General features: G+C 35.8%; 29 protein-coding genes. 10 read left to right on the top strand and 19 right to left on the bottom strand.

Annotated features, from left to right (window positions below):
- Nucleotides 1-44 precede the first annotated feature (44 nt).
- Genes ZA07_RS02625 through ZA07_RS02615 form a run of 3 tightly spaced genes read right to left on the bottom strand, consistent with a single transcriptional unit; the run spans nucleotide 45 to nucleotide 1,625 of the window.
- Complete coding sequence (locus ZA07_RS02625) at nucleotides 45-575, bottom strand: GNAT family N-acetyltransferase (RefSeq protein ID WP_082316495.1); 531 nt, start codon at nucleotides 573-575, stop codon at nucleotides 45-47.
- On the bottom strand, nucleotides 572-1,222 hold the full coding sequence (locus tag ZA07_RS02620; protein WP_053970180.1) for a class I SAM-dependent methyltransferase: 651 nt from the start codon (nucleotides 1,220-1,222) through the stop codon (nucleotides 572-574). The genes ZA07_RS02625 and ZA07_RS02620 overlap by 4 nt, the downstream gene beginning before the upstream one ends.
- A gap of 25 nt (nucleotides 1,223-1,247) precedes the next feature.
- Nucleotides 1,248-1,625: a hypothetical protein gene (locus ZA07_RS02615; protein ID WP_053970179.1), complete on the bottom strand. Its 378-nt coding sequence runs from the start codon at nucleotides 1,623-1,625 to the stop codon at nucleotides 1,248-1,250.
- 171 nt (nucleotides 1,626-1,796) lie between these two features.
- Here ZA07_RS02615 and ZA07_RS02610 point away from each other — a divergent pair, with 171 nt between their 5' ends.
- From ZA07_RS02610 to ZA07_RS02600, 3 genes are read left to right on the top strand one after another with little or no spacing between them, the layout of a single operon-like run.
- Nucleotides 1,797-2,399, top strand: a complete 603-nt coding sequence (locus ZA07_RS02610; RefSeq protein ID WP_053970178.1) for a SprT-like domain-containing protein — start codon at nucleotides 1,797-1,799, stop codon at nucleotides 2,397-2,399.
- Nucleotides 2,400-2,408: 9 nt separating this feature from the next.
- On the top strand, nucleotides 2,409-3,488 hold the full coding sequence (locus ZA07_RS02605) for a mannose-1-phosphate guanylyltransferase (RefSeq protein WP_053970177.1): 1,080 nt from the start codon (nucleotides 2,409-2,411) through the stop codon (nucleotides 3,486-3,488).
- A gap of 8 nt (nucleotides 3,489-3,496) precedes the next feature.
- Entirely contained in the window at nucleotides 3,497-4,960 is a 1,464-nt protein-coding gene (locus ZA07_RS02600; RefSeq protein ID WP_053970176.1) for a DUF389 domain-containing protein, read from the top strand.
- A 4-nt stretch (nucleotides 4,961-4,964) separates the two neighbouring features.
- Here ZA07_RS02600 and ZA07_RS02595 read toward each other — a convergent pair whose 3' ends face one another.
- Nucleotides 4,965-5,732, bottom strand: a complete 768-nt coding sequence (locus tag ZA07_RS02595; protein WP_053970175.1) for an ABC transporter ATP-binding protein — start codon at nucleotides 5,730-5,732, stop codon at nucleotides 4,965-4,967.
- The gene (locus tag ZA07_RS02590) at nucleotides 5,732-6,469 is read right to left on the bottom strand and encodes an ABC transporter permease (RefSeq protein WP_053970174.1); all 738 of its coding nucleotides are present in this window, start codon (nucleotides 6,467-6,469) and stop codon (nucleotides 5,732-5,734) included. The genes ZA07_RS02595 and ZA07_RS02590 overlap by 1 nt, the downstream gene beginning before the upstream one ends.
- Nucleotides 6,470-6,578: 109 nt before the next feature.
- Between ZA07_RS02590 and pafA the strand changes: the two genes are divergently transcribed.
- Entirely contained in the window at nucleotides 6,579-8,237 is a 1,659-nt protein-coding gene (gene pafA / locus ZA07_RS02585) for an alkaline phosphatase PafA (RefSeq protein ID WP_053970173.1), read from the top strand.
- A 17-nt stretch (nucleotides 8,238-8,254) separates the two neighbouring features.
- Here pafA and ZA07_RS02580 read toward each other — a convergent pair whose 3' ends face one another.
- From ZA07_RS02580 to rsfS, 6 genes are all read right to left on the bottom strand, one after another.
- Nucleotides 8,255-8,521, bottom strand: a complete 267-nt coding sequence (locus ZA07_RS02580; protein WP_053970172.1) for an acyl-CoA-binding protein — start codon at nucleotides 8,519-8,521, stop codon at nucleotides 8,255-8,257.
- The gene (locus tag ZA07_RS02575; RefSeq protein WP_053970171.1) at nucleotides 8,521-9,171 is read right to left on the bottom strand and encodes a phosphatidylserine decarboxylase family protein; all 651 of its coding nucleotides are present in this window, start codon (nucleotides 9,169-9,171) and stop codon (nucleotides 8,521-8,523) included. The genes ZA07_RS02580 and ZA07_RS02575 overlap by 1 nt, the downstream gene beginning before the upstream one ends.
- The gene (locus ZA07_RS02570; RefSeq protein ID WP_053970170.1) at nucleotides 9,161-9,982 is read right to left on the bottom strand and encodes a phosphatidate cytidylyltransferase; all 822 of its coding nucleotides are present in this window, start codon (nucleotides 9,980-9,982) and stop codon (nucleotides 9,161-9,163) included. Before ZA07_RS02570 ends, ZA07_RS02575 begins: the two co-directional genes overlap by 11 nt.
- A 1-nt stretch (nucleotide 9,983) precedes the next feature.
- Nucleotides 9,984-10,595 carry an LUD domain-containing protein gene (locus ZA07_RS02565; protein ID WP_053970169.1) on the bottom strand — a complete coding sequence of 204 codons (612 nt, stop codon included), beginning with the start codon at nucleotides 10,593-10,595 and terminating at the stop codon, nucleotides 9,984-9,986.
- A 126-nt stretch (nucleotides 10,596-10,721) separates the two neighbouring features.
- Nucleotides 10,722-12,713 (bottom strand): ATP-dependent zinc metalloprotease FtsH, encoded by a 1,992-nt coding sequence (ftsH, locus tag ZA07_RS02560; protein WP_053970168.1) that lies wholly within the window; start codon nucleotides 12,711-12,713, stop codon nucleotides 10,722-10,724.
- Between the two features lie 8 nt (nucleotides 12,714-12,721).
- Nucleotides 12,722-13,093 carry a ribosome silencing factor gene (gene rsfS / locus ZA07_RS02555; protein WP_053970167.1) on the bottom strand — a complete coding sequence of 124 codons (372 nt, stop codon included), beginning with the start codon at nucleotides 13,091-13,093 and terminating at the stop codon, nucleotides 12,722-12,724.
- 94 nt (nucleotides 13,094-13,187) lie between these two features.
- Between rsfS and ZA07_RS02550 the strand changes: the two genes are divergently transcribed.
- Nucleotides 13,188-13,919 (top strand): biotin--[acetyl-CoA-carboxylase] ligase, encoded by a 732-nt coding sequence (locus ZA07_RS02550; RefSeq protein ID WP_053970166.1) that lies wholly within the window; start codon nucleotides 13,188-13,190, stop codon nucleotides 13,917-13,919.
- Here the strand turns inward: ZA07_RS02550 and ZA07_RS02545 are convergent.
- Together ZA07_RS02545 and pyrE are read right to left on the bottom strand one after the other, a co-directional pair.
- Nucleotides 13,916-14,311 carry an orotate phosphoribosyltransferase gene (locus ZA07_RS02545; protein ID WP_053970165.1) on the bottom strand — a complete coding sequence of 132 codons (396 nt, stop codon included), beginning with the start codon at nucleotides 14,309-14,311 and terminating at the stop codon, nucleotides 13,916-13,918. The two genes, ZA07_RS02550 and ZA07_RS02545, sit on opposite strands and share 4 nt — an antisense overlap.
- 25 nt (nucleotides 14,312-14,336) lie before the next feature.
- Nucleotides 14,337-14,981: an orotate phosphoribosyltransferase gene (pyrE, locus tag ZA07_RS02540; RefSeq protein WP_053970164.1), complete on the bottom strand. Its 645-nt coding sequence runs from the start codon at nucleotides 14,979-14,981 to the stop codon at nucleotides 14,337-14,339.
- Nucleotides 14,982-15,110: 129 nt separating this feature from the next.
- On the opposite strand from pyrE, the gene ZA07_RS02535 reads away from it, so the two are divergent.
- The gene (locus tag ZA07_RS02535) at nucleotides 15,111-15,692 is read left to right on the top strand and encodes an NUDIX hydrolase (protein WP_053970163.1); all 582 of its coding nucleotides are present in this window, start codon (nucleotides 15,111-15,113) and stop codon (nucleotides 15,690-15,692) included.
- A gap of 78 nt (nucleotides 15,693-15,770) precedes the next feature.
- Entirely contained in the window at nucleotides 15,771-16,250 is a 480-nt protein-coding gene (locus ZA07_RS02530; protein WP_157492039.1) for a hypothetical protein, read from the top strand.
- Here the strand turns inward: ZA07_RS02530 and ZA07_RS02525 are convergent.
- From ZA07_RS02525 to ZA07_RS02515, 3 genes are read right to left on the bottom strand one after another with little or no spacing between them, the layout of a single operon-like run.
- Nucleotides 16,245-18,536, bottom strand: coding sequence for a TonB-dependent siderophore receptor (locus ZA07_RS02525; RefSeq protein WP_231628617.1), 2,292 nt, complete (start codon nucleotides 18,534-18,536; stop codon nucleotides 16,245-16,247). The two genes, ZA07_RS02530 and ZA07_RS02525, sit on opposite strands and share 6 nt — an antisense overlap.
- Nucleotides 18,529-19,422 carry a FecR family protein gene (locus tag ZA07_RS02520; RefSeq protein WP_053970160.1) on the bottom strand — a complete coding sequence of 298 codons (894 nt, stop codon included), beginning with the start codon at nucleotides 19,420-19,422 and terminating at the stop codon, nucleotides 18,529-18,531. Before ZA07_RS02520 ends, ZA07_RS02525 begins: the two co-directional genes overlap by 8 nt.
- 51 nt (nucleotides 19,423-19,473) lie before the next feature.
- The gene (locus ZA07_RS02515) at nucleotides 19,474-19,989 is read right to left on the bottom strand and encodes an RNA polymerase sigma factor (RefSeq protein ID WP_053970159.1); all 516 of its coding nucleotides are present in this window, start codon (nucleotides 19,987-19,989) and stop codon (nucleotides 19,474-19,476) included.
- 106 nt (nucleotides 19,990-20,095) lie between these two features.
- Here ZA07_RS02515 and ZA07_RS02510 point away from each other — a divergent pair, with 106 nt between their 5' ends.
- The 3 genes from ZA07_RS02510 to ZA07_RS02500 all read left to right on the top strand — a co-directional run bounded on the left by ZA07_RS02510 (nucleotide 20,096) and on the right by ZA07_RS02500 (nucleotide 24,812).
- Nucleotides 20,096-22,432, top strand: coding sequence for a LamG domain-containing protein (locus tag ZA07_RS02510; protein ID WP_053970158.1), 2,337 nt, complete (start codon nucleotides 20,096-20,098; stop codon nucleotides 22,430-22,432).
- A 119-nt stretch (nucleotides 22,433-22,551) separates the two neighbouring features.
- Complete coding sequence (gene ffh, locus ZA07_RS02505; RefSeq protein WP_053970157.1) at nucleotides 22,552-23,880, top strand: signal recognition particle protein; 1,329 nt, start codon at nucleotides 22,552-22,554, stop codon at nucleotides 23,878-23,880.
- 44 nt (nucleotides 23,881-23,924) lie between these two features.
- Nucleotides 23,925-24,812, top strand: coding sequence for a bifunctional 5,10-methylenetetrahydrofolate dehydrogenase/5,10-methenyltetrahydrofolate cyclohydrolase (locus ZA07_RS02500; RefSeq protein WP_053970156.1), 888 nt, complete (start codon nucleotides 23,925-23,927; stop codon nucleotides 24,810-24,812).
- Between the two features lie 8 nt (nucleotides 24,813-24,820).
- Here the strand turns inward: ZA07_RS02500 and ZA07_RS15860 are convergent, their stop codons facing one another.
- The 3 genes from ZA07_RS15860 to ZA07_RS02490 all read right to left on the bottom strand — a co-directional run bounded on the left by ZA07_RS15860 (nucleotide 24,821) and on the right by ZA07_RS02490 (nucleotide 26,641).
- Nucleotides 24,821-25,003, bottom strand: coding sequence for a hypothetical protein (locus tag ZA07_RS15860; RefSeq protein WP_082316494.1), 183 nt, complete (start codon nucleotides 25,001-25,003; stop codon nucleotides 24,821-24,823).
- A gap of 114 nt (nucleotides 25,004-25,117) precedes the next feature.
- On the bottom strand, nucleotides 25,118-25,876 hold the full coding sequence (gene rluF, locus ZA07_RS02495; RefSeq protein ID WP_053970155.1) for a 23S rRNA pseudouridine(2604) synthase RluF: 759 nt from the start codon (nucleotides 25,874-25,876) through the stop codon (nucleotides 25,118-25,120).
- Between the two features lie 15 nt (nucleotides 25,877-25,891).
- On the bottom strand, nucleotides 25,892-26,641 hold the full coding sequence (locus ZA07_RS02490; protein ID WP_231628616.1) for an alpha/beta fold hydrolase: 750 nt from the start codon (nucleotides 26,639-26,641) through the stop codon (nucleotides 25,892-25,894).
- Between the last annotated feature and the right edge of the window lie 72 nt (nucleotides 26,642-26,713).

Below are 26,713 nucleotides of genomic sequence, written 5' to 3'. Positions count from 1 at the left end.
ATTAATATTTCATTTGAACCTTTTCCATGTTTACAAGTTTCCAACTATTGGGCGTTTTGATTGGATTTTCTAAAAATAAGAAGATTTGGATCCTCTTCAAAAGAATTTGCTTCCTTCAAAAAGCCCAAACGTTCAAGTACTTTGATAGAAGCGGCATTGTTATAATGGGTCATGGCAGAAATTTCCTTTAAATTTAAATCTTGAAATCCATATCGCAGAATCTCATTTAAACACTCATTCATATAACCTTTACCTTGGAACTCATAATTTAAATCATAACCAAGTTCTGCTTGGGTTCTATCCTCTGAAAAATTCCATAAACAAACAGTGCCGATGATACTATCCTCAGGTTGGAGGCAGATTCCCCAATATTGAGCTGGAGGTCCATCCACAGGGTTAATAATTTTATTTATAAAGGCCAGTGCAGCTTCTTTGGTTTCTGCTTTTGGTCTGTCAACAAATTCATTGATTTTTGGGTCTGATCTTAGAAATGAAATCATTTCCCAATCTTCAGACTTGAGCGCTCTCAATAGTAACCTTTTAGTCCTTAAAATGGGTAATGGACTTTTGCTCATGATCTCTTTGGGTGATGGATGTATTTTGTAGCAATTAGAATTTGGTGAATTTCCTTGCTGCCATCTTTTTTATTGAAAGGAACTTCCATGGTCTGGATATGCTGGAATAAATTTTTCTTTAAAATTTCATTAATCCGATTGGAATCGTGGTAATTAAAATAAACACGCAAACCATTCATACCAGTAATAAAACCTGAATTCTTTGTATTTCCAGGAACAAAACTGATGTAAAGGATACCTTCTTCAGATAACAGATCATAGCATTGTTGGAAGAAATCATCTATTTCTTCCAGTGGAAGGTAGGGTAAGCCAAATCCACAAATGATACCCTGAAACTTCATATTAAGTTTGTTCAGGTTTCTGAAGTCCATCACTTGAAATTTAGCTTTTGGCAGGTTCTTATTTGCCAAATCCACCATGTTTTGTGAAATGTCAATCCCTAATATTTCTAAATTAGGTTTTTTGTTTAGTAAGTATTTGGAAATGTTTCCAGGGCCACAACCAACATCAAGAACCTTGGCCAAAGGAGGCAATTTGTTTGAAAACGCATCGTATGAATCATTATACAATGATAAATCCATAAATTTTTCCTCATAAATTTTGGCTATTTGATTCCAAGTTTCAAATGTTTCTTGATAGGCGTCCATGAAGTTAAATATAGGGATTACTTTTTTAGGTTTTCTTGTTTTTAAGATTCCAAATAGAATAGACGGCTGTCGATAAAAAAGGAAGCGTACATAGTATGACTTTTAGGTTGGGTCCCAGAATTCCTGCAATTAGAATAAATAAGAACAAACTGCCCAAACATCCTATTCCAATAAAGCTTGGTATTTTGCTAGGTTTAGATTGAAATAGAGTGAAAAATAAAATCAGTTGCCCCAATAGAGGAAGTAGGGTCAAAGGATGAAGTATCGAACCTGGGTCATTAAATAATTTGATTAAAAGATCTAATTCAGCTTGAAAAAGAAAAACCGATTGATCTTGACCCCATTCAAGGTATCCCAAAAGAGAAGTCAGTATTAAAGCCAGATTAAGTAGTCTTTGTTTCATTTTGAAATATCTGTTGATATAAAATTAGGGAAAAAAGAAGTTTAGATTTAAAGTTTTTAGTTTCACATAAATGACCTGCTCTTATGTGAAATTATGGTTAATTCTTAGACTTCAATCATCATAGTTAATGAAGACCTATCAAATTAATGGAAAATCGATTAAGTTTGCAGGATGCAACAAAAATTGAATGAATTCATTCCGAATGCGGCTGTTGCCCAAGTTCAAGAATTATTGGATCATGACCATTTAGAGGTCAAGGTGAAAAGAGAGAGAAAGACAAGGCATGGAGATTACAGAAGATTGATCAATGGTCAACATCAAATAACCATCAATGGTAATCTAAACCCTTATCGTTTTTTGATCACCTTAATTCATGAAATTGCCCATTTTGAAGCTTTTTCCCAGTTTGGAAGAAACATTAAGCCACATGGGAAGGAATGGAAGTATACTTTTCAGAGGTTGATGTTACCGTTTATTAATCCAAACATTTTTCCTGAAGAACTGTTGCCATTGTTAGCAAAGCATTTTCGAAATCCGAAAGCTAGTAGTGATACCGATACGCAGTTGGCTCTGGCTTTAAAACAGTATGACCCTCCAAATGGGAAGCACTTTGTTTTTGAAGTCCCAACAGGAAGTATCTTTAGGTTGTATAATGGAAGGGTATTTAAAAAGGGGAGTCAACGCACAAAGCGTATTGAATGTATAGAAATAGCTACAGGAAAAGTATATTTGTTCAATCCCAATGCAGAAATTGAATTAGTAAAAAATAAATAGTTTAAAGATATGAAAGAGAATTATTATGCCATATTGATGGCTGGAGGTGTAGGATCAAGATTTTGGCCAGTTAGCACCTCTCAATTTCCCAAACAGTTCCATGATATGCTAGGGACGGGAGAAACTCTTATTCAAAAAACTTTTCATAGATTATCTAAACTAATCCCGGCACAGAATATTTACATATTGACCAATGAGAGATATAACGATTTGGTGTTGGAACAGTTACCTGAAGTAAACCAAAGACAAGTTGTTCTGGAGCCAGCCATGAGAAATACGGCACCATGTATTCTGTATGCCTCCATGAAAATCCAAAAGGAAAATCCCGATGCTGTTATGATTGTTGCTCCTAGTGACCATTGGATCGAAGATGAAGAAGCTTTTGTTCAAAATGTGGATCAGGCTTTTCAATTTTGTCAGGAACACGATGCTTTGATGACCTTGGGTATTCAACCTACGTTTCCAAATACAGGTTACGGTTATATTGAGTTTGATAAATCCAGTAGTGATACTATCAAGCCCGTATCTCAATTTAGGGAGAAACCTGATTATGAAACAGCTAAGCAATTTTTAGCTCAAGGAAATTTTTTATGGAATGCCGGTATTTTTATGTGGAGCGCTAAATCGGTTTTAGCAGCTTTCCAAAACAACCAGCCCAATTTGTATGATCATTTCAATAAGGGGATGGAGGCCTATAATACGGAAGAAGAGGATAAGTTTATAGCTGATAATTATCCTCTGGCAGAAAATATTTCGGTTGATTATGCCATTATGGAGAAGAGTCAAAACGTTTATGTCATTCCAGCTACTTTTGATTGGAATGATTTGGGAACCTGGGGAAGCCTTTACGATAAATTGGATAAGGATGAAGACCAAAATGCAGTTGTAAATGCGAAGACTTTAAGTGTTGATGCTTCTGGAAATATGATTCGCTCCCCTAAAAATAAAATAGTTGTAGTAGATGGTCTAAGTGATTATATCATTGTTGATAAAGAAGAAGTTTTGCTTATCTTTCCAAAAGAAAAGGAACAAGATATCAAAAAGGTGCTTCAACAAGTGAAACAGAAATTTGGTGAGCACTATGGCTAAACTAAACTATGACAGAAAATAAATTTAATTTTTCGGAAGAGGCTGAAAAGGGTGCTCAAAAAATTGAAGAAACCAAAGAAGAGGTCAAACAGGATGCCCAAGGTTTATTTAGGAGTATTAAGAAGTTTTTAAAGGAGCTTTTAGACTTTAGAGAAGATACAGATAGAGATGCTACCTTACAGGCAGTAGTAAGTGATATTTCCTTTAAAGGAGCTACTTCTTGGATTCTAGTCTGTTCTATTTTTGTGGCCTCCATTGGTCTGAATGCAGACTCGACTGCAGTAGTTATTGGAGCCATGTTAATATCTCCGCTGATGGGTCCTATTTTAGGAATAGGAATGTCCATTGCCATTAATGATATTGATACCTTAAGGCGCTCCTTGGTGAATTTAGCCATTATGATAGGTCTTAGTTTATTGACGGCCTTTCTGTTTTTCTATTTCTTTCCTTTAAGTGAGGATAATTCTGAATTATTGGGAAGAACCAAACCAGATATTCGTGATGTATTAATTGCTTTTTTTGGTGGTTTGGCTCTTATCATTGCCCGAACAAAAAAGGGAACAATAGCCTCAGTTATCTTTGGGGTAGCTATTGCAACAGCTTTGATGCCTCCTCTTTGCACCGCTGGTTATGGTTTGGCTTCTGGTAATGTCCCTTATTTCCTTGGGGCGATGTATCTGTTTACTATTAATGCCATTTTTATTGCGTTAGCAACCTTTATCGTGGTTAAGGTGTTGAGGTTCCCAATGATCAAGTATGCCAATTCCAAAAAAAGAAAACGTATAGCTCAGTTGGCTACCTTATTGGCAATTATTGCTATGATTCCAGCATTGTGGACATTTGTAACTGTTTTAGGAGAAAGTAATTTTAATAAAGCGGCTAAAAATTTCATGGATAACGAAGTGGGAAAATTGCCATATGCTAATTATTTAAAACGAAATGTTGCCTATAACTATAATGATGGGGAAAATTCTACCATTGAAGTCAATACCTATGGTTTAAATAAAATTTCTGAAGAGACCATTATTCTTTTGGAGGGGAGAATGAAGGAGTATGCACCCTTGAAAAATACTAAATTGGTCATTAATCAATCAAGTATTGAAGGTGTCGACAATATTAAATACATGCAGGAACTTCGTTCTAGAGACTCATTGGAATTATTGACGCAATCCCAAAAGGTTTCCATATTAGAAAGCCGTGTGAAGCAATTATCCCGTTTTGAAAAGAACCAAGTACCCATGGATAAGCTGAGTGAAGAATTGAAAATTCTTTTTAAGAACATTTCGAGACTTTCCTATTCCAATGTGGTAACTACCAATTTTTCTAAAATTGATACAATCTCTGTTTTTTCAGTGTCTTGGAATGATTCAAATTTGAATTCAGACCAGAAAGAAAAGGAACGTAAGAATTTGGAAGAATGGTTAAGGTATCAGTACAAGGATTTGGATAGTTTGAGAGTTGTAAATCAATAGTTATTTACTCATTCTCTTCCTGATACATTCGTCTTACTTTTTTGAATAATTCCGAAGAATAAACAAAATTAGTTACGGCTTCATTTTCAGTTCTAAAAATGGTTGCATTGGATCCTTCCCAAGCCTTTACACCATCTTTTAAGAATACAATTTTTTCGCCAATTTCCATAACTGAGTTCATGTCATGGGAGTTGATAATGGTTGTAATGTTATATTCGTCTGTTATTTCTTGAATTAAATTGTCAATGACAATAGCTGTTCTAGGATCCAACCCTGAATTGGGCTCATCACAAAACAAATATTTAGGTTGGTTTACAATAGCGCGAGCAATGGCGACACGTTTCTGCATTCCTCCTGATGCCTCACTGGGCATTTTCTTTTGGGCATCAGCAAGATTAACTCTTTTTAAAACCAAATTCACACGATCCTGCATTTCACTCATGCTCTGTTTGGTAAACATACGCAATGGGAACATGACGTTTTCTCCAATGGTCATGGAATCAAATAAGGCACTTCCTTGAAAAACCATACCCATTTCCGAACGAAGCGTTCGCTTTTGGTCTGGACTTAAATCTGTATAAGATTGTCCGTCATAGATGATTTGTCCTTTTTCTGGAGTGAACAACCCCAATAGGCATTTTAGGAATACAGTTTTTCCAGAACCACTTTGACCAATAACCAAACTCGTTTTTCCTTTTTCAAAAGTGGTAGAAATACCCTTTAAAATTTCGGTGTCCCCAAAAGATTTATGAATGTCTCTAACTTCAATCATTAACTTAAAAGCATTTGGGTTAATAAATAGTTTGATAATATAATGGCAACACTGGTCCAAACAAATGCTGTGGTACTAGCTTTTCCAACTTCTAAAGAGCCACCTCTCATGAAATAGCCATAATAAGAAGGAATAGTAGCTAATAAAAATGCGAAAACAAAGGTTTTGATAAAGGCATATGCCATATGAAATGGAATGAAATCCTCTTGAACCCCTCTTACATAATCTTCTACAGTTGTAAAACCGCCATAAACACAAGCAGCCAATCCACCCAAAATTCCCAAGAACATGGCGATGGAAATAACAAACGGATAAAACATCATGGCTACAAATTTTGGGAAGACTAAATAGTTTATCGCATTAATCCCCATGACTTCCAAGGCATCTATTTGCTCGGTCACCCTCATGGTACCTATACTTGAAGTAATATAGGAGCCTACTTTTCCAGCCATAATGATGGAAATAAAAGTGGGGGCAAATTCTAGAATGACGGATTGTCTTGTGGCGAAACCTACTAAATACTTCGGAATTAATGGGTTGCTAATATTTAAAGCTGTTTGTATGGTGACAACCCCTCCCACAAAAAATGAGATAAAAGCCACGATTCCCATAGATCCGATGATTAGGTCATCAATCTCCTTAAAGATAAGTCCTTTCATTACAGACCACCTTGTTGGTTTGCGGAACATGTCCTTAATCATGATAAAATAAGCACCAATATTGTGAAGGTAGGTCATAGACTTTTTTGTTGATGCTAAAGTAAGAAAAGTATATGTTTTTTAACCTTAATTTTAACATATCCTATACGAAATGGGTTATTTTTGTGGGCATTAAAATACCCTTAGAATGAAAAAGTTTTTAGTATTTGTTTTAATCTCTATTAGTTGTGCGAATTTATTTGCCCAAAAATCTAAAAAAGCTACCACTGAAAATGGAAGTGATTGGAATCGTCCAAAATTGGTGGTTGGTATTGTAGTTGATCAAATGCGATATGATTATTTAACACGATTCTATAACAAATATGGGAATGATGGTTTTAAAAGACTGATGAATCAAGGATTTGATTGTAGAAACAATCATTTTAACTATATCCCCACATATACTGGCCCTGGGCATGCTTCAGTTTATACAGGAACCACGCCTAAGTATCATGGAATTATTGGAAATAACTGGTATGATAAGGAAATAAAGGAAACTATTTACTGTGCAGAAGATGAGGGCGTTTCGCCTGTAGGAACGGATTCTCCTAGTGGAAAAATGTCACCTCACAGATTAATGACAACTACCTTTGGAGATGAAAACAGAATGTTTACCCAATTTAAAGGGAAAACGATAGGGGTTGCATTAAAGGATAGGGGAGCTATTTTACCAGCAGGTCATACTGCTAATGCCGCCTATTGGTTTCATGGAAGTGATGAGGGGCGTTGGATAACAAGTTCTTTTTATATGAAGGAATTGCCTCAATGGGTGATTGATTTTAATAAATCAGGGAACTCAGCTTCCTATATGAAAACTTGGGATACCTACTACAATATTGATACGTATGTGGAGAGCGGTTTGGATTTAAATGAATTTGAAGGCGGGTTTAAAGGAAAAGAAACTGCAACCTTTCCTTATGATTTAAATGCCTTAAAAGAGAAAAACGGATATTTTGATATTTTAAAAACAACACCATACGGTAATAGTATGACTGCCGATTTTGCTATCGCAGCATTGGATGGAGAACAATTGGGACAGGACAAAATAACAGATGTGCTTACAGTTAGTTTTTCAAGTACCGATTATGTAGGGCATAATTTTGGAGTTAATTCAAAAGAAATTGAAGATACGTACATTAGACTAGATTTCGATTTAGCGCGCTTGTTTAAGGCATTGGATGATAAGGTAGGTGAAGGAGAATACACAGTTTTTTTAACTGCAGATCATGGAGCTGTTGAGGTGCCTGCATATTTACACAGTGTGAAAATACCTTCTGGTTATTTGAATAATTCAGATTCCAAAAAGAAATTTGATGCGTTTATGAAGAAGGATTTTGGGCATGACGATTTGGTTGAAAATATTAGCAATAATCAGGTCTTTCTAAATAGAGAGAAAATAAAGGAGTTGGGATTGGATTTGGATGATGTTCAAGATGCCATTGTAGATGAGCTTTTATCCTATGATAATGTATATAAGGCTTACACTGCAAAAACAATGGCTTCAACCTCTTTTACAACGGGTGTTGAGGAATTGTTGGAAAACGGATTTAACCAAAAAAGATCGGGAGACGTTCTAGTGGTGCAAGACCCAGCCTTCATTTCTTACGGCAGAACTGGATCTACTCATGGTTCTGGATTTAATTATGATACGCATGTACCTCTATTATTTTATGGAAAAGGAATTAAACAAGGTCATACGTTTAAGCGTACTGTAATTCCTGATATTGCTTCAACAATCTCTTCATTGTTGGGAGTAAGTTTTCCTAGTGGTGCTACGGGCAGACCTTTAGGATTTTTGTTGAAATAGAATTTTATTGGAGAAGATTACTTTCTATAAAGGAAGTAGTTATTTACAAGTTCAATATATTTTCTTTTCGCTTCGTCAGGAGAAACATTTTGAACTTGAAATAGGGCATTTGTTTTAAAAGCATTTATTATTTGCTTTTTACTGTTAGGGCGACCATAGTCATTGGTGGCCTTTTTGTAATAGGCATAAAGGCGTAATAGGAAATCTGCTGGGAATGGTTCCTTGTGTTTGTTAATGCGTTCTACGGCATCTTGAAATGTTTTATCTAAATCCTCTGCAGTCATTATTTTTCTGCAATAACCGTAATGCCTCCTTTGACTACCTCGTTTAAAGCAACCTTGATATTGCTATCTAAAGGTAAAAATAAATCTACTCTTGACCCAAATTTGATAAATCCAGAATCTGTACTTTGTAGAACTTCTTGTCCTTCTTCAGCGTAATTTACAATGCGCTTTGCTAAGGCGCCGGCTATTTGTCGATACAGTATCGGCCCAAAAGTTGGGTTCTCAACAACAACCGTTGTGCGTTCATTTTCTTCACTGGCTTTAGGATGCCAGGCCACTAAATATTTTCCTGGATGGTATTTGCTAAACAGTACTTTTCCTGTAATAGGATATCTAGTAACATGCACGTTGACAGGTGACATAAAAACACTGACTTGAAGTCTTTGGTCCTTGAAATATTCTTTTTCAAATACTTCCTCAATGACAACTACCTTACCGTCTACACAACTTAAAACTTGAGCTTCATTGGCGGCAAAAATCCTTTTTGGATTTCTAAAAAACTGAAGGATGAGGACAAAAAACACCAAAAGTGCGATTTCCAATAAAACACGAAGCCATGATAATGAAATGGTAAATTCTACAAGGATGGTTAGGGCAATAATTAAAATGAAAGTCCCTAAAATAATTTTATGTCCTTCTTTATGAAACATATTTAAATAATTGTAAAAACAAAAAGATATAAGGTGATGCAAAAATCATACTGTCCAATCGGTCTAATAACCCTCCATGACCAGGCATAATAACTCCACTGTCCTTTACTTTTGCCTGTCTTTTAAACTTAGATTCTATTAAGTCTCCTAACGTACCAAAAACCGCTATAATTATACCTAAGGATAGCCATTTGGTAAAGCTAAAAGTATCTGTAAAGGTAGCAATAAAATAACTTGCCACACAGGAAAAAAACAAACCTCCTAAAAAGCCTTCAACTGTCTTCTTTGGAGATACTTTCTCAAATAACTTCTGTTTTCCAAAGTTTTTCCCGACTAAATAAGCAAACGTATCGTTGGTCCAAACCAATATAAAACATCCTAAGAGGACATAAGGATTATAGACTTCCTTAAACTTTGAAATAAGAATCATAAATACAAATCCACTGGATAAGTAAAATGTGGTAAGTATAACCCGCTTAGAAATGAAAAGAGGTATATTCTTGTGAGTGAATAAATCTTTTATCAAAAATAATTGGACAAAAATAGTAATGACATGAAGTATTTGTGTGGCCTCCTTTAGGCCCGAATCTGTTTTCATAACAAACGGCCAAAATCCGAAGATCAGATATAAGATTGAAAAGGTAATAAAGGGCACATAGGATTTGTAATGGATTAGTTTTCTAAACTCAGCCATACAAATAAGTCCAAAAATAAAAAATACAATAACCAACGCATGTTCAAAAAACATAGAACAAATGAGTAAGGATATGTATAATAATCCAGAAAATGATCTGATGAGAACTTCTTTCATATTAAAGGTCTTCTAGGAGTAGGAGGTATAGATCCTTAGAATGGCTTCCGTAGGTCATAAAATCTTCTTCAGAAGAAGTGGCCTTGAAATGTTTAATAGTGGTAATGTTAGTTGGAATCTGTCTCTTATTTTTTGATTTGATTCCCCTCAGTCCTTCACTTATGCTTTCAACGATCTGACTAGTTGTAGCGAAAACAACAAAGTGATCAGGGAACTCGCCTAATTTTTTTTCAGCGATTTGATTGGACGAAATTAGTAAGGAACCATCATCTGCGATTAGATTTTCACAGGTAGTCAAGAAGAATTCTGAATCTTGAGCTGATGTTGTCATTTTAACCTCAAAGTTCTTGAAAGTATCTTTGAGGTTATTGTCAATAACCATAACCTGTTTGTTCATCCATTGGTTTTCATGAATGATGTTTTCTAATGCATCAAAGATTTCATTCAAGTCTTCGCAGTACAAAAATTTGCCTCCATTTCGCTTGAAATTTATGGTAAATCTTTCGTCTACTGGCAACTTAACTTCTGGCATGTATTTGCTTCGTTCATTCGACTTAATTTCTTCTTCCGAATGATCTGTTTTGGAACCAAAAAGTTTTCTAAATAGACTCATTTAGTTTCTTTGCTATTAAAATCTGGTTTTCGCGGCTTTTTTCAAATATAAAAAATCTTAACCTAACGTTATCGTTAAATTAAGATTTTTGAATAAGGTTAACAAATATAAAAGACTTTTCGAGAATTACTTTTCTTCATTAACCTCAATAGGTTTATTGTTGTCTTCCAAGTTATCCATTTCTGTTAGCTCTTCCTCTTTTGCAAAGGGACGCTTACCGAAAATTTTCTCTAGATTGTCCTTGAAAATAACTTCTTTTTCTAGAAGAACTTCAGCCAATTCGGTCAACTTATCTTTGTGTTGGGTTAATAAATTGATGGCTCTTTGGTATTGTTCTTCAACGATATCAGAAATTTCTTTATCAATTAACTCCGCCGTTTTTTCACTATAAGGCTTGGTAAAACCATAGTCGTTTTGTCCGCTGGAATCGTAATAGGTTAAATTTCCAACTTTATCACTCAGGCCATAAATGGTTACCATAGCTCTTGCTTGTTTGGTTACCTTTTCCAAATCACTTAGAGCTCCTGTTGAGATTTTATCAAAAATAACCTTTTCAGCAGCACGACCACCCATGGCAGCACACATTTCATCAAGCATTTGCTCTGGCCTTACAATGAGTCGTTCTTCTGGCAGGTACCAAGCGGCACCTAAAGATCTTCCTCTTGGAACGATTGTAACTTTAACTAGTGGAGCAGCATGCTCCAACATCCAACTCACAGTGGCATGTCCAGCTTCGTGAAAAGCAATGGCTTTTTTCTCTTCAGGAGTTATGATTTTATTTTTCTTCTCAAGACCTCCAATAATTCTATCTACAGCATCAAGGAAATCTTGCTTCCCAACGCTCTTTTTTCCTTTTCTAGCGGCAATTAAAGCAGCTTCGTTACAAACATTGGCAATATCTGCACCAGAGAATCCTGGAGTTTGTTTTGATAAAAAGTCAAGATCTAAATCCTTATCTTTTTTAAGAGGTCTTAAATGAACCTCAAATATTTCTTTACGCTCTCTCACATCTGGAAGATCAACAAAAATTTGTCTGTCAAATCTACCTGCACGCATTAAAGCCTTGTCAAGAATATCAGCTCGGTTGGTTGCCGCCAATACAATTACATTGGTATTAGTCCCAAAACCGTCCATTTCTGTCAACAATTGGTTTAATGTGTTTTCGCGCTCATCATTAGAACCTGAAAAATTGTTTTTCCCTCTCGCTCTACCTATGGCGTCAATTTCATCAATAAAGATTATGGATGGAGATTTTTCTTTAGCTTGTTTAAATAAGTCTCTTACTCTTGAGGCACCAACACCTACAAACATTTCCACAAAATCAGATCCTGAAAGAGAGAAAAATGGTACTTGGGCTTCTCCCGCAACGGCTTTAGCCAACAATGTTTTACCTGTTCCAGGAGAACCTACTAATAAGGCTCCTTTTGGAATCTTTCCTCCTAAAGAAGTGTATTTTTCTGGGTTCTTTAAGAAGTCAACGATTTCCTGAACTTCTTCTTTAGCTCCTTCTAGTCCGGCAACGTCTTTAAAAGAAACTTTCACCTCTGTGTTTTCGTCAAATAATTTGGCTTTCGACTTTCCAATATTGAAAATTTGCCCTCCAGCACCACCACCGCTCCCAGCAGACATTCTTCTCATGATAAAAATCCAAACACCTATTAATAATATGAAGGGAAGCATGCTGATTAAGAAGTCGCCCCAAACATTTTGTTCTGTTTTGTAAACAACTTTTGGCGCTGGGTCCAGGTTTTCATTTTTTATGACATCATTAATTTGATCCTCAAAATTTGCTAAATCTCCAAATTCAAACTTGTAGTTCGGTAATTTAGTGGCTGAAGGTAGTAAAGATGTAGGTTTTGAATTTTTATGTATTTCTTTTGATTCAGCTTCGGTAGTTAAGTAAACCTTTGCTTCACGTTTATTAACTATCTCTACCTTTTGAACATCACCATCCTTAAGATATTGAATAAATTGTGAAGGCGTTGTAGTGCTAGCATCTTGTAAGCCGCCGCCACTAAAAAGTTGAAGCCCGATAAACATAGCTATCAGGATTCCATAAATCCAATAAGGACTGAATTTTGGTTTTTTATTCTTAGGATTATTTTTGTTAGCTGCCATTAATTTCTTTAATAATTCGTTTCGATAATTGTTGTTTTCGCATCACCCCAAAGGCTTTCTATGTCATAATACTCCCTAACGTGTTTTTGGAAAACATGTACAACCACGTTGACATAATCCATTAAAACCCATTCAGCATTATCCATGCCTTCCACGTGCCATGGTTTGTCTTTTAATTCTTTACTAACTTTTTTCTGGATTGAGTTTACAATGGCACTTACTTGCGTATTCGAAGTCCCCTCACAAATGATAAAGTAGTCGCAAACTGTGTTTTCAATCTCCCGTAAATCTAAAATATTGATTTCTTTCCCCTTGACATCTTCAATTCCACTTAAAATAGTTGCTATCAGTAGATCAGCATTAGATTCCTTTTTCGCCATTAATATGTTTTAATTTGTGCAAAGTTATTATTTTTTAGTTCTTTATACTTTAAATTTTTCATAAGAAATTTCAGTACTAAGATAACCAAATTATATGCGTATAATCAAACTTAATGCCACTGAATCAACAAACACCTTTTTAAGGCAGTTAAGTAGTGACAGTCTTCTTGAAGATTTTACAACGGTGGTTGCTGAATTTCAAACCAAGGGAAAAGGACAGATGGGAAGTATTTGGGCCTCGGAATCGTCTAAAAACCTTATGTTTAGCTCCGTTAAGGATATTTCATTTCTATCAATTGAGCTCAGTTTTTATCTAAGTATGGTTTCTTCTTTAAGTGTCAGACGAGCGCTAGAAAAGTTAAATATTCCCCAATTGGCTATTAAATGGCCTAACGACATTTTGTCAGAGAATAAGAAAATTTGTGGAATTTTAATTGAAAATATCATAAAGCAAGGTAAGCTCAAAGCTACAATTATTGGAGTTGGACTCAATGTCAACCAATCAGATTTTCAAGATTTACCGCAAGCATCCTCTTTATTGGTTAGAACGGGTAAGCTATTTGATTTGGATGAAATACTTTATTTGATTTTGGATGAGTTAAAGTACTATTTTCAAAAATTAGAAGCCGGTGAGTATGAACAAGTGTATGATGAATACCATTCTTATTTGTTTAGAAAAAATAAACCTTCAACATTTCAAGATGCTGAAGGTTCAATATTTACGGGTATCATTACTTCTGTAAGTCCTGATGGTAATCTTCAGGTTCTCTTGGAAGATGAGAAGATTAAGGGGTATGAGGTTAAAGAAATTAAATTGCTTTATTAAATAGCTTTTGGGATATTGGTGGCCAAAGTTTCTATAAATTTCGTGATAGGACCTTTAATCATCATGGCCATCATGGGGTTAAATGAGCCATTGAAAACCAATTGCAATTCACTTTGATTAACACCAGTTTCTTCAATGTTTCCAGTTAAAGTGAAATCAATTTTTCCTCCTCCGGCTCCTAAAACGATTTGGTTAGGGGCGTTCAGCTGCTTTTTTTGGAGTGTGATTTCTGGCATGCCTTTTAAGGCAAAGAGAAACGTATCTTCATTAAGAACTTCAAACTTGCTAATGCTTTCAGGCATTAATTTTTCGAAATTTTCAATTTTTGATAAAAAATCAAATACCTCCTGAGGTGATTTGTCTATGCTTACTTTGGGTGATTCTAAGTTCATTTTTTGTTGTTTAGAAATGCTTTAATCAATTAGCGTTCCATTCACTTGGATTAGCATTCCAATCTGACAAAGTTGTCAGGTCTTTTTGAGAGATGTAATTAGTGTCAAGTGCTTGCTCTAGTAAGGTTTCATAGTCTCCTAGAGTGCTAAGCGTCACTTGTTCCTTTTCAAAATTCTTTTTGGAAATGTCAAAGCCATATGAAAAAATGGCAATCATTCCTTTAACATTCAAGTGGGCGTCTCTTAAGGCTTTAACTGCATTTAAGCTGCTCATTCCTGTGCTAATCAAATCTTCAACCACCACCACATTAGCACCACCTTCTGCATGACCTTCAATTTGATTTTGGCGCCCATGCTTTTTAGCCTCTGGTCTTACATAGATGAAAGGTAGGCCCATATATTCTGCAACCAACATACCTATACCAATGGCTCCCGTAGCAACTCCAGCAATGACATCTGGTTTTCCAAATTGTTTTTCAATTTGTTTAGCCATGGTTTCCCTGATGTAGTTCCTAATTGGAGGATATGACAAAACGATGCGGTTATCACAATAAATAGGTGAGTTCCAGCCTGATGCCCAAGTAAAGGGATTCTTGGGTTGTAGTTTAATAGCGTTGACTTGCAATAAAACTTCTGCAGTTTTTCTTGCGGTGTGTTTGTTGAAAATCATGTCAACAAAAATACACTTTTTTTAAAATAATATTCTGGTCTTGATAAGATTTAGAATTAATATAGGTTTCTGTTTGCTATGATTTAAAAATTAATACTTTTACAAAAGATAGGATTCAAAACCCCGCATATGTATAAGGTTTTTGTAAACGATAAGCCTATAGTTTTGACAACTAAAGTTGAAAAGGAAACAGACTTTAAAAACTATTTGCTTAATTCGGTAAATGTCAATAAAGTGATTAGGGAATTAAACAAGACATCTTTAAAGGAGGTGCGTTTGATTCATAAGAATAAGGATAAATTACTGAAGAAGTTTCTTAAAAAGTTGCCAAACGTTATAGCAGGAGGTGGCAAAGTGTACAATGAAAGTGGGGAAGTATTATTTATTTATCGCAATGATAAATGGGATTTGCCCAAAGGAAAGGCAGAAAAGAAGGAATCCATTGAAGAAACGGCGACACGTGAAGTTGAAGAAGAAACGGGCGTGTTGGGCCTTGAAATTATAAAGCCGCTTCAAATTACTTACCATATTTTTAAAAGAAATGGAAGGAACCGTATTAAAGTGACGCATTGGTTTGAGATGAAAACCAGTTATACAGGGCATCTTAACCCACAAGAGAACGAAGGAATCACAAAGGTTTCTTGGTTAAGTGAACAAGAAGCCGAAAAGGCTATGGAAAACTCCTATGCAAATATTAGAGCGTTGGTGTGAAAAATGAAAAGGTCTTTTTAAGGTTTTTCGCTAGGATTTAGTATCTTAGAGGTCGATTTAAAATAAAAAATTGCTTAAATGTTAAGAAAAACATGTTTTTTTGGATTGTGCCTTATGTTGGGTTTTTCTTTAATGTCAACACAATGTAGTAGGGATGAGGCAGAGATGTCTCAAGCTGTCATAATGAAAGATATTGAACTGACAGCTCGATCTACAAGTTGGGAAGTTTCCTATTTTTTGGAGTCTGGAGTTGATAAAACAGAAGCATTTCAAAAAATGTCTTTTAGCTTTAATCCAGACGGAAGTTTAGAAGTTCTCAATAAAAGGAACTCCAAGTATTCTGGTGCTTGGGCTGTTGATGGAAGTATTAGGGAAACAGCAGAAACTAAGTTCCAAAATATTGATTTTCGGGTTTACTTTGCAACTCCCAGTCAAATGAAGGTTTTGAACAAAACTTGGAATATTTCAAATTATACAACAAATGAAATCGAATTGGTGGTACATCATTCTGGTGGCCAAATCGATTACTTGAAATTAGAAAGAACCGAGGATCTATAAATATATTCTTAAACTGACATTAGGTGTCAGTCTCAAAGATTTTATATCTACTTTTTTTATGTTTTGAGAAGTATCTCTGATGTAATATCGGTTGATTGTGTTTTTCCTGTCTAGTAAATTCCAAACAGACATTCCTACAAATCCTTTTTTGTCCTTGAAAATGTTGAAGTCGTAAGTGGCGGAAAGATCCACACGGAAATAATCACTGATTCTTTCGGCGTTGGGTGTATTGTAAATGAAGATACTAGCGTCTGACTCTTCAAGCATAGGAGAAGTATAGGGCTTCCCAGAATGCCAATTCAAACCTAATGCAAATTTGAAATTATTCATACTGTATGTGGAAGCCAGTTTTATTTGATGTCTTATATCTACGTTATTAGGAAAATCTTTTCCATCATTGAGATCTCTATAATGGTAATTGTTTATACTATATGAATATCCCATCCAAGAACTAAATGCTCTAAACTTTTTATTAATTAAAAAATCTACTCCTTTGGTTTTGTATGATCCGGTGGCATTTACAAATTGATATTGATTTTGAAATCCTTGGCTTCGAGTTGTTATCCCTCCTACCTTTTTCATGAAAACTTCACCACTAACTAATAACTTATTTCTGCTAAAATGAATACCGGTTGAAATTTGCCTACTTCTAATAATGGGCACGGAGGTATCATTGGCCAATATCCACCGACGTTTTTCAATGCCCAAAAAATCCTGTTGAAGGTCTATGACTTGTGAAGTGTTTTGACTTTTTAGCTCACCCAAAACTTCCAATCGGAAATGGTTTAAAAAACGCTGTCCAAAGCGCAATCTGGGCTCCAAAAGGAATTTGTCAAACTTTGGAATGTAATTAAATCGTACTCCTGGTTTGAAATAGGTTTGGTGATTTTTGGTTTGAAAACTCCCTTCGGCATAAATTGCATGGGAGCGAAGGACTTCTTTGATATATCTTCTGAAATCTGGATTGTTGATGTCTTCCAAATTACTGATTCCCGTTTCAAAAAACTGATATCCTCCAGATAATTTCAAGTTGGGATGTATTTGATAATCTGATTGAAACTTGATGGCATTTTCCTTGACCTGATTTTCTTGAATCAAGCGTTGATTGTTTGCAATATCAAAATTGGTGCCGTCAAGCAAGTAGTTTGAGGCTGTGACTTCAAGATTTGTTTTCCATTTTGAAGTCCAAATCCTTGTATGTGAAATACCGCCAGCAAAAGTTTCCTGGGAAAGGTTGCTTTTCGATTCAGATAAAGACAAATCTATCATGGATTGTTCTCGGTAATCCAATTGATTTTTCATGGTCAACCCATAAATGTTCAACTGGTCTTTATCTGTTAATTGATGTGAGATTTTTACTGAGGCATCGTAAAAGTAGAATGTTTCGTCTTGGCTTCTAGAATTATCAGAATTTAAATCAGAATAGGTAAAGACGCGGTCAAAATAGTCTTGATAGGTGGGTGTATTTAGGAAATCGGTTATAGCACGTCTGGCGGATATGCTAATTTGAGTGTTCTGTCCCAAAGGAATTTCAGTATAGCCATCGATATGAGTCATATTAATCCCAAAAGAAGCTTGTGAATTATTTCCTAAAGACCCTTTTGTTTCCATGTCTAAAATACTAGAAACGCCATCGCCATATTTGGCACTGCTTCCATTTTTATAAATATCAATTTGCTTAATGGTATGAGGATTTATTGCTGAAATCATTCCGAAAAAGTGACCAGATTGATACATTTTAATACCTTCCCAGAGTATCAGGTTTTGGTCGTGGGTGCCACCTCGAACATTGATGTTTGAAACCGTTTCATCAATACTGGTAATGCTTGGTAGTGCTTGTATGGTTTGGAAGACATCTGGTTCAATTAATCCTGGCAGAATACCAAAAGCTTCCGGTTTAATAGAAATATCACCTTGTTTATTTAAAATTATACCGGAAGTCAAATAATTTGTGAGCAGAACTTCATTGAGGTTTTGGGTTGTGAATAAGGTGTTTTCAACCGATTGAACCGCTATAAAGTTGTTATTGATAATTTCAAAAGTTATGTTGACTTGGTTTGAAATGGAATTAAGAGCCTCACTTAGTGTTAACTCTGGATTTGGTGCCATTGCAAATTTGTCAAGAATGGTGTCGTCGGCATATGAGAAACGCACTTGAAATTTAGATTCAAGAATTTCAAGAACCTCGGTCAAGGGTCTTTTTTCATTAAGGTTGTCTTGAGCGTAAAGCATAACCATACTACTCAAGAATATCAAGAAAAAATAGCCGATTCGAATTCTAATCACGCGTTAAAATAATGGTTTGACCTTTTTGTTTGACATTCAATTGTAGGGGTTTGCTAATAGTCTTTAAGGCGACTTCTAAGTTGTTGTTTGGAAAGCTTCCGGTAAAAGGCGTTTTGAGATCCATACCTTTGACTTTAATTGAGACGTCATATTGGCGTTCCATTTCGGCAATCACTTCCCTAAAAGGCATACTTTTAAACGAACTTAAATAGTCAAGCCATGAAGGCTGTTTTTTGTTTTCTTTTTCAGTAGCTAAAATTTCCCCATCGATTATTAAAAAAGTGTCTCCCTTTTTCAAAACAGTATTTTTCTGTTTATATAAAACATTGACAGACCCTTCATAGCATGTTACTTCAAAAAAATGTTCTCTTTGTTTGATGTTGAATTGTGTTCCCAAAACAGAGACAATTCCAAAATTGGTGATCACTTCAAATTTGGATCCTTTTTCAACCTTGAAAAATGCCTCTCCATCAAGACTTACTTTTCTTTCCTTATTCCAGTTGTTTTTATTGTAAGTTAAATTTGATAAAGCATTCAAGGTGACGTGGGAGTCGTCAGGTAGCTCCAATTCTGCTCTTTCCGCTATAGCAGTGTGAGTGGAAGTAGGCTGTGTGGTAAGGACATAGAAGATACCCAAGCAAATTACCAAAACCGCTGCAAATTTCATGAAAGGAACCATCCAACTTCTTTTTTTTGAAGTTCCGTTTTTCCTATTTAGGGCTATGGCAAGTTCTTGGTTCAAATCATATGAGGGCGCTTTATAAGACTGAATATTTTGAGACAGTTTCATTAACTCCTCATAATCATCCAGAGATTTAAAGGCTTCAAACTCCTCAGGAGTAAGCTCGTGATTTAACCATTTATGTATTAATTGCTCTCTGTCCATAATCTTTGATATCTATATAACAGTTCACTTAATAAAAACCCTACCTTATTTTTAAATTTCTTTAATGTCTTTTCTCAATTTTTCCAAAGCGCCATAAATTCTTTTTTCTACGGCCTTTACTGAAATATCCAGAATGAATGCAATTTCCTTGAATTTTTTTCCTTCTGCCCGGTTCATTAAAAATGCTACCCGCTGTGCCTCTGATAAATTGTTTATGGCATTTTCCAGCTTCTCCTGATATTCTTTTTCTTGCATTAAAAACTCGGGCGATTCATTTGAATGTGATCTTTGCTGGGTTTGTTGATGTTTGAGAACGATCTTTTGGTGGGCGACCTCATTCAACATTAAATTGTTGGCTACAGTGAATAGGTAACTTTTTGCTTTGCTTGGTGGAACCTTTTTGCAATTTTCCCAAAGTTTTATGAAAGCTTCCTGTACTTTATCTTTGGGATTTAATTGCGATCCAAACTTGTAAAATAGAAATTTGTATAAATGGTCTGCATGGGTCCTGAAAGCCTTTGAAAATAGGGCGTCATCACAAATATGATCTTGTAAATCTTTGGGCATTTTGGAGGATTAGTATGTGTAAATGTAAAAAAAATGTAATTTGAAGGTAGGAGATTTTGAAAATTAACTGTTTCATATTCAAACACGTCTTTTAAAATTTAAAGCTATGCAATCACTTTTAAAATTTTCACTCACTTTTTTGATTTTATCTATGTTGGTTTTTTCTTGCCAAGATGAACAAATCATTATTGAAAACCCTCCTGCCGAAAATATTTTGGAATCGGAATCCAATCTGGTGGTTTTAATGAATATGGCCGTTACCAATGATGGATCTGTTGATAATCTTCTAGATAATTCTAGTTGTACTGAGGTTGTATTGCCTGTCACGGTTACCGTGAACCAAACCACCATTACAATTGCCTCTTTAGATGATTTGTGGATGGTTGAAGAACTATTCACGCCAACGAGTGATGAAGTGGAGTTTACTTTCCCAATAACTGTGGTAATGGGAGACTATTCCGAAATTATCATTGAAAACCAAGAGCAATTGGACGCCCTTATTTCTGAATGTTTTGAAGAGCCTGAAGTCATTGAATGTGTTGATTTTCAATATCCCATTTCTTTCTCCATTTATAATACCGATTTTCAAATAGTTGATACGATTGAAATTAATAATGATGAAGCTCTTTATGCATTTTTGGAAAGCTTGGAAGGCTCTGAGAATGATGTGGTTTTAGCAAGTTTAAACTTTCCGGTGACTTTGGTTTATGCTAATGGTAATACTATAGAAGTTAATAGCAATCAAGCTTTGGAAGAAGCTATTAACAGTGCTGAAGAGGACTGTGATTATGTTAATTGTAACGAGGAGCAAGTGGATGCCTATTTAACCGAATGTCACTGGAATGTGATATCTGTAGCAGGAGACGCTGAAACTTTTGCAAATTATATGATCTATTTTGATGAGAACGGTACAGCCTATATGGTTGATGGAGATACAACGGTGAGTTTTGGTGACTTTAATTGGGGTACCTCAACTACTGACGCTGGTGCAGGAGTCGTATTAGATATCTCGGAAATTGGCTGGGGTGCCGAGGTTATGAATGGATCTTGGTTGATAGAAACATGTAATACAAGCGAGTTTATTATGACCCAAGAGTCGGTTGCCGGAACCGTAGAGTTTATTATCTCCCAAGACTGCACAGAAATAGAAAATCCCTTCAATTGTTTTGATGACATGACTATCACGGCCTGTGATTACGATGGGGATGGAGTGGCTCTTTTCGATTTGGAAACCCAAGTTTTAGGAAACATTATTTGCGATGTAGATTTTACTCCTTCGTTTTATATGACTATGCCTGATGCAGAAATGGCAGTAAATCAAATTCCTGCAGCAAGTAATTTTTCAAATCAAATGAATCCACAAACCGTCTACTTAAGAATAGAAAATAATAGTGGTAATTTTCAAGTTTTTGAAATTCATTTAGAAGCTGTTGAATGTGCCGCTGAATGTTCAGAAGTAGATGTTGATGGTTATTTACAGAGTTGTACTTGGAATATAGTGAACTATAATGGCAGTGATGATTTGGTGGTTTATGAACTTACATTTAATGGAGATGGAACTTTTAATATCATAGGAAATGGTCTAGATACAACGGCTATTTGGTCAACATCCCAAACACCAACTGCCGGTGTGGTGGTCACTTTTAATAATGTTGCGGGACCAAATATTCAAGCTATTACGGGTAATTGGGCTGTAGTGGTTTGTGAAGAAAATAGCTTGGTGTTGGAAGCACTTAATAGTGAGGATACTATGGTTCTTGAGAGTACTTGTGATGATTGTGCTAATCCAGGGATTCTAACTAATGATTTGGTTCTTTACATGCCGTTTTCCAATGAGGCTAAGGATTTGATAAGTGGCAATGTGGCTGAAAACATTAGTAATGAGTTTGTAATGGATAGAGATGGCAATCCTACCTGTGCTGTTGCCTTTACAGGTGAAGAGTCCTTTAGTATTCCTGTAACTGATGGAAACGCATTGGTTCAGGGTGATAATTTTTCGGTGAGCTTATGGTTTAAAATGCAAAATGATGATGCTGGGAATTTGGAGACCCTTTTTCAAAAAGGAGAAGTTTTTTCAGAAGGTTTTCAATTGGCAGTTTATGATATTAATACACCTTTAGTCAGTGATACAACAAATGGTTATGGTTTGTGGGATAATGACTGGAATCAAGAGGTTGATTTTCCGTGGAATAATACTGATTGGCACCATTTAGTGGTAACTAGGGATTCAAATAATACCATTAGATTGTACCGAGACGGAATTCTAAGAAATATAGATGAAAACTCAAACTTTAATATAGACTCCGACGCTTTAAGTAGTTATTTGTTGGGGAGTTGGTTTACAGGCCACTTAGATGATTTAAGGGTTTATAAGCGCACCTTAAGTGACAATGAAGTAGGAGATCTATATAACCTAGACGGCGATTGCTACACCTGCTTATGATTCGCATAATTGGTTTAAAAGAAGAAGCTACTCCTTGGGGTAGCTTTTTTATTAAAATGAAACTTTATAAATACACTACAAATCCTTAAATTTGCACTTCTTAAAATTTCAAGTAACATATGTTTAATAGTTTAAGTGAGAAGTTAGATAAGGCGTTACACGTATTAAAAGGACACGGAAGTATTACCGAAGTCAATGTAGCGGAAACCTTAAAAGAGGTTAGAAGAGCGTTGCTGGATGCCGATGTTAACTTTAAAATTGCCAAAGAATTTACCAATAGGGTTAAGGAGAAGGCCTTAGGTCAAGATGTTTTGACAACTCTCCAGCCGGGTCAATTAATGGTGAAAATTGTAAAAGATGAATTGACCCAATTAATGGGTGGTGATGCCGAAGGAATCAATTTATCTGGGAATCCATCTGTTATTTTGATGTCTGGTTTACAAGGGTCTGGTAAAACGACTTTTTCTGGTAAATTGGCAAACTATTTAAAAAATAAGAAAACCAAAAAACCTTTATTGGTTGCTTGTGACGTGTATCGTCCTGCAGCGATTGATCAGTTACATGTGGTTGGTGGCCAAATAAATGTTGAGGTTTTTAGTGATAAAGGAAATCAAGATCCTGTTGCTATTGCACAAGCCGGTATTGCGCATGCTAAGGCAAATGGACACAATGTGGTTATCATAGATACTGCAGGTCGTTTGGCCGTAGATGAGGCCATGATGACCGAAATCTCAAACATCCATAAAGCGATTCAGCCACAGGAAACTTTGTTCGTGGTTGATTCCATGACAGGGCAAGATGCTGTGAACACGGCAAAGGCCTTTAACGATGTCTTGAATTTTGATGGAGTTATTTTAACCAAGTTGGATGGTGATACCCGAGGTGGAGCCGCCATTTCAATCAAGTCTGTTGTAGACAAGCCAATCAAGTTTATTGGAACAGGTGAGAAGATGGATGCGATTGATGTGTTCTATCCTTCGCGTATGGCAGACCGTATTTTGGGGATGGGAGATGTTGTGTCTCTTGTAGAAAGAGCACAGGAACAATATGACGAAGAAGAAGCGCGTAAGCTTCAGAAGAAAATTGCCAAAAACCAATTTGGATTTGATGACTTTTTAAGTCAGATACAGCAAATCAAGAAAATGGGTAGCATGAAGGATTTGATTGGCATGATCCCAGGAGCTGGTAAAATGATGAAAGATATTGATATTGATGATGATGCCTTCAAGCATATCGAAGCAATAATCCATTCCATGACTCCAGAAGAACGATCAACACCTTCTGTTTTGAATGCTACTAGAAAAAAACGTGTAGCAAAGGGTTCTGGGACATCGGTTCAAGAAGTGAATCAGTTATTGAAGCAATTCAATCAGATGAGCAAAATGATGAAGATGATGCAAGGAGGCCGCGGCAAACAAATGATGCAAATGATGAAAAATATGAGGTAATCCCTCATATTTTTTATTTATAAATACAACTCAACAAACAGGATATGACAATTTTAGACGGTAAGAAAACAAGTAGCGATATCAAGGCTGAGATCGCAGAACAAGTAGATAGAATGAAAGCTAGAGGAGAAAAAGTTCCTCACCTGGCTGCAATTTTGGTTGGAAATGATGGCGCTAGTTTAACCTATGTGGGTAGCAAAGTTAAAGCTTGTGAGTTGGTAGGATTTGAATCTACACTTGTGAAAATGCCTAGTACAACCAGTGAGATTGAGTTGTTGGAAAAAATTCAAGAATTGAATGCCAATCCAGAAATAGATGGATACATTGTTCAATTGCCTTTACCAAAGCAAATCGATACCCAAAAAGTGCTTTTGGCTGTAGATCCAGATAAGGATGTCGATGGATTCCACCCTATGAATTTTGGAAGGATGGCTTTGGATATGAGTACGTTCATTCCAGCTACGCCATTTGGAATTTTAGAGCTTATGGAGCGCTACGGAGTAGAGACCCAAGGTAAGCATACTGTGGTTATTGGTCGAAGTCATATTGTTGGTCGTCCTATGAGTATTCTTATGGGTAGAAAAGGGTTTCCAGGGAATTCTACTGTAACCTTAACGCATAGTCATACCAAAAACATTTCCCAAATAACGTCTCAAGCTGATATCATCATTACTGCACTTGGGGTTCCAGGTTTCCTTAAAGCCGAAATGGTAAAGGATGACGTAGTAATTATCGATGTTGGAATCACTAGAGTTGCTGATGAGTCCACGGCAAAAGGTTATCGCATCACTGGCGACGTAGATTTTGAAAACGTAAGTAAAAAGGCAAGCTTCATTACCCCTGTTCCTGGTGGTGTAGGACCGATGACCATTGCGATGCTTATGAAAAATACGTTATTGGCTAGGGAAAGACACCTAAAAAGCAAAAAATAGCATTTGCTCTACGCTGGTTTGTCCCTGCGATATTTAAGCATAGAAACTCCAGATAGGAAAAATATAAATCCTAAGATTGTTAATGCCCAAGGGCTTAAGGATATGAGGTTGTTTCCAAAAATACCAAGTACTCCTAAGACGAGTCCTATCATACCTCCAACGGTTAGGATGATTGCTAATATACGTATCATAAATTGATGATGGTTTTGAGTAATCTATAAGGGATTACGTGTTAATATAGCATCAAGATAGGATACTATTTCCTGATTAAAAGGGTAGTTATAAAAGTTTTAACAACTGAAGTGCTATCTCCTGGAGCGTCTAGGTCTTGTTTTTTCTGTGAAATGTTTTTGGGAATCCCCAAGTAATTTGTTGAGATCAATGAGTTCTTTATCCGTTAATTTACGGTATTTTCCAATGGGTACATCCAAAGGGATATTCATAATACGTACCCTTTTTAAGGTCTGAACTTCATAATCCAAATATTCACACATTCTTCTAATTTGGCGATTCAATCCCTGAGTCAAGATAATTTTAAAAGTAAAGGAGTCTATCTTTTCAACGTGGCATTTTTTTGTAACCGTATCAAGAATAGGAACGCCTTGAGACATTCGTTCAATAAATGTTTGGGAAATGGGTTTGTCAACTGTGACTATGTATTCTTTTTCGTGGTTATTGGAAGCTCGAAGAATTTTATTGACAATATCTCCATCATCGGTCAATAGGATAAGACCTTCACTGGGTTTATCCAATCTTCCAATAGGAAATATGCGTTTGTGATAATTGATGAAGTCAATGATATTGTCTTTTTCAACTCTAGTATCCGTGGTACATACAATGCCCACAGGCTTATTGAAAGCCAAATAGGTGAAATCGTTCTTTTTGTTGGAAATTAGCTCTCCGTCAACAAAAACTTGATCACCGGGAGATACTTTGGTTCCCATTTCTGGGACTTGTCCGTTTATAGTAATGCGGCCCTGTTCAATTAATTTATCAGCTTCCCTTCTGGAGCAATATCCAGCTTCGCTCAAGTATTTATTTATTCTTACTTGGTTGTCTTCCATGGCTGCAAAGATAGTCTAACTTTCTATAAAGTGATATATGTGGTTTGAGACACTTTCATCATAAAGCGAATGCCCAAAACCTTCGGTTGTTATCAAGGTACTGTTTTTAAAATTGGAATTTATTAAAACGGCATCTTCGTAAGGTATTATGGGATCTGTTTTGTCATGGATAATTAAACCTTCTGAAAGAATAGTTTTTAGGTGCTTTACAGAAGAGAAATCATCCACCTCAATGCCATATTTATCTTTGATTCTTTTTTTAATGGCGTTTATGGTTTTTTTATTGTAACCCATCATTAGAAAATACCGACTAATGATATCTGAAAATTCAGATGGGGCTCCCAAAAGCACTACTTTTTTTACAGAAGGGGGTTGGTATTTGTGTAAATAATAAACCGAAGCCATTCCTCCTACGGAATGACCTACAATGATTTCTGGATGGAACCTTTTTGTTGCTTCATTAATAAATTCGGCATACAATAAGGCGTTAAATCTTCTGCTTCCCGACCGTCCGTGGGCAGGAGCGTCTAGTGCTACGACTGTATGACCTTTTGCTTGAAGTTCTGGTATAATGGCTCGCCATCTAGCAGAATTGCTTTCCCATCCGTGTACTAATAGAACCGTTTTTTTATTTCCTAACCACCGGTAGGTCATGATTGGAGTTCCTTGATGGTTTAATTCTTCATGGAAGGCCGTGTCTAGAAAGTCTGATTGTAATTCGTTGATTTTTCCTTTCAGCGGTTTTGTGAAAAGGAATAGAGCCATCCTGCCAGCTAATTTTGAAGAAAAAAGGCTGACCGAATTTATTTTAAACCCAATTAGTTTTTGAATAATCAT

It is taken from the genome of Mangrovimonas sp. ST2L15 (assembly GCF_001280515.1).
Lineage (GTDB): Bacteria > Bacteroidota > Bacteroidia > Flavobacteriales > Flavobacteriaceae > Mangrovimonas > Mangrovimonas futianensis.
This window is presented reverse-complemented; position numbering and strand designations above follow the sequence as displayed.